Origin of the sequence: Microbacterium sp. K41, from assembly GCF_004794395.1 — a bacterium.
GTDB classification, from domain to species: domain Bacteria; phylum Actinomycetota; class Actinomycetes; order Actinomycetales; family Microbacteriaceae; genus Microbacterium; species Microbacterium sufflavum.
Genome location: NZ_SSDO01000055.1, coordinates 1 through 5,726, shown reverse-complemented (window position 1 = coordinate 5,726; position 5,726 = coordinate 1). Strand labels below are relative to the sequence as shown.

At 72.5% G+C, this 5,726-nt stretch carries 4 protein-coding genes; 3 read left to right on the top strand and 1 reads right to left on the bottom strand.

Annotated elements, in window-relative coordinates:
* The coding region (gene hrpA / locus DW309_RS00895; RefSeq protein ID WP_136044265.1) for an ATP-dependent RNA helicase HrpA at positions 1-2,977 on the bottom strand (2,977 nt) is incomplete at its 3' end.
* Between the two features lie 43 nt (positions 2,978-3,020).
* On the opposite strand from hrpA, the gene DW309_RS00890 reads away from it, so the two are divergent.
* The 3 genes from DW309_RS00890 to DW309_RS00880 all read left to right on the top strand — a co-directional run.
* The gene (locus DW309_RS00890; RefSeq protein WP_240753076.1) at positions 3,021-4,256 is read left to right on the top strand and encodes a heparan-alpha-glucosaminide N-acetyltransferase domain-containing protein; all 1,236 of its coding nucleotides are present in this window, start codon (positions 3,021-3,023) and stop codon (positions 4,254-4,256) included.
* The gene (locus DW309_RS00885) at positions 4,253-5,092 is read left to right on the top strand and encodes an aldo/keto reductase (RefSeq protein ID WP_136044263.1); all 840 of its coding nucleotides are present in this window, start codon (positions 4,253-4,255) and stop codon (positions 5,090-5,092) included. Before DW309_RS00890 ends, DW309_RS00885 begins: the two co-directional genes overlap by 4 nt.
* 194 nt (positions 5,093-5,286) lie before the next feature.
* On the top strand, positions 5,287-5,726 hold a 440-nt coding region (locus tag DW309_RS00880; protein WP_136044262.1), incomplete at its 3' end, for a DUF255 domain-containing protein.

Below are 5,726 nucleotides of genomic sequence, written 5' to 3'. Positions count from 1 at the left end.
TGGAGCGGGCGACGCTGCTGCGGGCGCGGTCCGACAGCTCGGTCTGCAGTGCCCGGAGGTCGCGCCCCGAGCCGACCACGCGGCCGCGTTCGTCCACGGCGCGGAAGTTCATGCGCAGGTGCGCGGGCACGCGGTCGTCCTCGAAGTCCGCGGCCGACACGAGCTGGTTCGCGAGAGGCTGGATGAGGCGGGCCAGTGCCTCCTTGAGCGTGCGCGGGGGAAGGCCCTCGTGCGACTCCGGGCCCTGGTCGGCCAGCTCGGCGCCGAACTTCTCCGCCCAGTCGGCGGCGGGCACCACGTGGCGGCGGATGGCCTTGGGCAGCGCGCGCAGCAGTCCCGTGACGAGCTCGGCGCGCAGGCCCGGCACCTGCCAGTCGAAGCCGCGGTCCTCGATCTGCGCGAGCAGCGGCAGGGGCAGCACCACGCTCACGCCGTCGTCGGGGGCTCCGGGCTCGAAGCGGTAGGCGAGCCCCAGCACCTGGTCGCCCTGCGTCCACCGCGTGGGGAACTCGCGCTGGTCGGCGCGGTCGGCCTCGTCGACCAGGTCGCTCTCGCGCATCACGAGCAGCTTCGGCGCGGTCGTGAGCGCCTCGCGCCACCACTTCTCGAACGAGCGCACATCGAACACGTCGGCGGGGATGCGCTCGTCGTAGAAGCGGAACACGGCCTCGTCGCCGGCGAGGATGTCGCGGCGGCGCTCCCGCTCCTCCAGCTTCTCCAGGCGGCGGCGCAACTCGGCGTTGCTGCGCCAGAACGCGCTCACCCGCTTGTCGATGCGCGACGGATCCCACTCGCCCTCCACGAGCGCGTGCCGCACGAACAGCTCGCGCGACGCGGCCCGGTCGATGCGGGCGAACTGCACGCGGCGGCGGGGGATGATCTCCACCCCGAACAGCGTCACCTTCTCGAAGGCGACGGCGGCGCCGGCATCCTTCGACCAGTGCGGCTCCGTGACCTGACGCTTCGCGAGGTCGCCGGCCAGCGGCTCGGCCCACGCGGGGTCGATCTGGGCGACCGTGCGGGCGAAGGTGCGGGAGGTCTCCACGATCTCCGCCGCCATCACCGCCCGCGGGCTCTTCTTGCGCAGCGCCGAGCCCGGGAAGATCGAGAACCGGATGCCGCGGGCCCCGCGGTACTCGGTCACCCGGCGCTTCGGGTCCTTCGCGGGGGAATGGCTCTTGCCGGCCGGGGCCGTGCGCTCGTCGAGGATGCCGATCTGCGACAGCAGGCCAGACAGCAGAGCGCGGTGGATCGCGTCGGGGTCGGCCGCGCCACCCGCCTCCGCGCCGCGCTCCGGGTTCTTGCCGAGCGTGCGCAGCTGGCGGTGCACGTCGAACCACTCGCGCACGCGCACGTAGTTGAGGTGCTCGGCGCGGCACAGCCGGCGGAACGCGCTCGACCCCAGCTCGCGCTGCTGCTCGCGCAGGTGGTTCCACAGGTTCAGCAGGGTCAGGAAGTCGCTCGTGGGGTCGGCGAAGCGCGCGTGCAGGCGGTCGGCCTCCTCGCGGCGCTCCTCCGGCCGCTCCCGCACGTCCTGGATCGTGAGTCCGGCGACGATCGCGAGCACGTCGCGCAGGACGGCGCCGCTGCGGTCGCGTCCCGCCTCGAGGAGCATGCGCGCGAACCGCGGGTCGATCGGCATGCGGGCGATGTCGCGGCCCACGCGCGTGAGATGCGTCGAGCCGTCCCGCCGCGACGGCTCGACCGCGCCCAGCTCGGTGAGCAGGTCGAACGCGGCCTTCACGCCGCGGGAGTCGGGCGGGGTGAGGAACGGGAACGCCTCGATGTCGCCGAACCCCAGCGACAGCATCTGCAGGATGACCGAGGCGAGCGAGGTGCGCAGGATCTCCGGCTCGGTGTACTCCGGGCGCCGGTCGTAGTCCTCCTCCGAATAGAGGCGGATCGCGATGCCCTCGCTCGTGCGGCCGGCGCGCCCCGAGCGCTGGTTCGCGGAGGCCTGGGAGATCGCCTCGATCGGCAGGCGCTGCACCTTGGAGCGGTTGCTGTACCGGGAGATGCGGGCGGTGCCGGTGTCGATCACGTAGTTGATGCCCGGCACGGTGAGGCTGGTCTCGGCGACGTTCGTGGCGAGCACGACCCGCCGTCGCACGCCCGCCACGCGACTGCGCTCGAATACCCGGTGCTGTTCAGCCGCCGAGAGCCGTCCGAACAGCGGCAGCACCTCGGTGGGGGAGCGGTCCTTCCCGTAGGCGCCGCGCACCGCATCGGCCGCATCACGGATCTCGGCCTCGCCGGGCAGGAACACCAGCACGTCGCCGGGGGCTTCACGGTCCAGCTCGCGCAGGGCCGCGACGATCGCGGACACCTCGTCCTCCGGGTCGCCGGATGCCGATGCGTCCTCGTCCGCGTCGTCCACGAGGGGCCGGTAGCGGACCTCCACCGGGTACGTGCGGCCGGAGACCTCGATGATCGGGGCGGGGGTGCCGTCGGCGGCGGCGAAGTGCCGCGCGAAGCTCTCCGGGTCGATGGTCGCCGAGGTGATGATCACCTTGAGGTCGGGGCGCTCCGGGAGGATGCGGGCGAGGTAGCCGAGCAGGAAGTCGACGTTGAGGGAGCGCTCGTGCGCCTCGTCGATGATGATCGTGTCGTAGTGCGTGAGCAGCCGGTCGCGGTGGATCTCGTTGAGCAGGATCCCGTCGGTCATCAGCGCGATGCGCGTGGCATCGGAGACCTTATCGGTGAAGCGCACCTTGTAGCCCACGAGCGTGCCGAGCTCGACGTGCAGCTCCTCCGCGACGCGCTCCGCGATCGTGCGGGCGGCCAGGCGACGCGGCTGCGTGTGGGCGATGCGCTCGCGCCCGAGTTCGAGCGCGATCTTGGGCAGCTGGGTGGTCTTGCCCGAACCGGTCGCGCCCGCGACGATCACGACCTGGTGGTCGCGCACGGCGTCGGCGATCTCCTCCCGCGCGGCGCTGACGGGCAGCTCCGGGGGATAGGAGATCACGGGGGAGGACATAGCCCTCCATCGTATGCCGGGATGCGCGCCCTACGATCAACTCGTGACCTCCCCCCTCGCGCCCACCCGCTGGTTCCGGGACTTCGGCCGGCCCCCGCGCATCCTCGGCCTCGACGTGGCCAGGGCCCTCGCGATCCTGGGCATGGCCGCCGCCCACGTCGGCGAGCTCCGGCCGTTCGCATGGGGCGACCCGTCCACCTGGACCGACCTGGTGAACGGCCGCTCCTCGATCTTGTTCGCACTGCTCGCCGGGGTGTCGATCGCGCTGATGACGGGGCGCAGCACGCTGCCCGCTCCCGAGCGCATGCCGACGCTGCGCCTGAACCTGGTGGGCCGGGGCGCGGCGATCTTCCTGATCGGTCTCGCGCTCGAGATGCTGAACACGCCCATCGCGGTGATCCTCACGCTCTACGGGCTGCTCTACGTCGCGGTGATCCCGTTCCTGCGGTGGCGGGCGTGGCAGCTGCTCCTCGCGGCCGGGGTGCTCGCGCTCGTGGCCCCCGCCGCGCTCGCGCTGCTGAGCGCGCTCGCGCTGGAGCCCTACGGCGCAGGGCTCGGCTTCGCGCTGTACGGCGTGTACCCGGTGACGGCGTGGCTCGCGTTCGTGCTGGGCGGTCTCGCGCTCGGCCGGCTGCACGTGGAGCGACTCCGCACGGCGGTCGTCGCGCTCGCTGTCGGCGTGCTGCTCACGGTCATCGGGTACGGGCTCGGCGCGGTCGGCCAGGCGGCCGGAGTCGGGGGCGAGGACGGTGGCATCGGCTCCGGCGACGGCGGCTTCGGATTCGGCTCCGGGTGGGACGCGTACCCCGCGGCGCTCGCGGGGCTGGACCCGCTGCGGTCGGTGCTGTCGGCGTTCTTCGGCGTGGAACCGCACTCCGGGGGCACGGCCGAGATCCTCGGCTCCGGGGGCTTCGCGCTCGCGGTGGTCGCGCTGTGCCTGCTGCTGAGCCGGCCGCTGCGGTGGGTGCTCCTGCCGCTCGCGGCGCTCGGCTCCATGCCGCTCACGGCATACACGGTGCACGTGGTGTCGATCGTGGTGCTGGTCGGCCCCGGCGGCTTCGTGCAGAGCACGGCCTTCTGGCTCCTCACGGCGGTCGCACTCGTGGTGGCCGCGACGCTGTGGTCGATCCTCTTCGGCCGCGGACCCCTCGAGCGCCTCGTGGGTCGGGCGGCGCAGGCCATGGCCTCGGTGCCGGTCGACCGACGCGGTGCCTCCGCCGACACGGAAAGACACGATCCCGCCACACCTGTCATCACAGGTCATAGGCTGGACCCATGACCACCATTCCCTCTCTCGAACTCAACGACGGCAACTCCATCCCGCAGCTGGGCTACGGCGTCTTCAAGGTGCCGCCGGCCGAGACCGAGCGCGCGGTGAGCGAAGCGCTGGAGATCGGCTACCGCCACATCGACACCGCCGCGATCTACGGCAACGAGGAGGGCGTGGGCGCCGCGATCGCCGCCTCCGGCATCCCGCGCGACGAGCTGTTCATCACCACCAAGCTCTGGAACGACCGCCACCACGACGACGAGCCGCGTGCGGCGATCGGCGAGAGCCTCGAGGAGCTCGGGCTCGACCGGGTCGACCTGTACCTCGTGCACTGGCCCACCCCGGCGAAGGACGACTACGTGCACGCGTTCGCCAAGCTCATCGAGCTGCGCGAGGCCGGACTGACCCGCAGCATCGGCGTCTCGAACTTCCTCGTGCCGCACCTGGAGCGCACCGTGAAGGAGACCGGCGTCGTCCCGGCCGTGAACCAGATCGAGCTGCACCCGGCGTACCAGCGTCGCGAGGAGGTCGCGTGGGCCGACGCGAACGACGTGCGCATCGAGGCGTGGGGTCCGCTCGGTCAGGGCAAGTACGACCTGTTCGGCATCCCGGCGGTCGCCGACGCGGCCGCGGCCCACAGCGTCACCCCGGCGCAGGCGGTGCTGCGCTGGCACCTGCAGAAGGGGATCATCGTCTTCCCGAAGTCGGTGCGCCCCGAGCGTCTGCGCGAGAACCTCGACGTGTTCGGCTTCGAGCTGACCGACGCGGAGATCGCCGCGATCGACGCCCTCGACCCGCTCGACGGTTCGGGTCGTGTCGGCTCGCACCCCGACGAGGTCAACTGACGGGAACCCCCGCCCCCCGGGAGCCGGCCCGATCGACCGGTCACGCAACGGACCGGTCGCGCCGACCGAACATCACCCCCCGCACCCGAACGCCCCGTGTCGCCGCTCGCGACGCGGGGCGTTCGCGGGGGAGTCGCGATCCCGTGCTCACCGCCGCAGCCCGCCGTGCCGCCGCGCGGCGTAGCGTGGACGGCATGACCAACCGGCTCGCGGACACCCTCAGCCCCTACCTCCGGTCGCACGCCGAGAATCCGGTCGACTGGTATCCGTGGGGCGAGGAGGCGTTCGCGGAGGCGCGACGGCGGGACGTGCCGCTGCTGATCTCGATCGGCTACTCCACGTGCCACTGGTGTCACGTGATGGCGCGCGAGTCGTTCTCCGATCCCGTCACGGCCGCGCTGATCGACGAGGGCTTCGTGGCGGTCAAGGTCGACCGCGAGGAGCACCCGCACGTCGATGCGGCGTACATGGCCGCGGCGTCGGCGTTCACGCAGAACCTCGGCTGGCCGCTCACGGTGTTCACGACGCCGGGTGGCCGCGCGTTCTTCGCCGGCACCTACTGGCCGCCCGAGCCCCGGCCGCCGATGCCCGCGTTCCGCGAGGTGCTCGCGGCCGTGCGGGAGGCGTGGACGGT

What these genes read in the sequence shown, in the direction of transcription:
- DW309_RS00885 (WP_136044263.1), top strand. Translation starts at nt 4,253, where the DNA reads ATGACCACCATTCCCTCTCTCGAACTCAACGACGGCAACTCCATCCCG.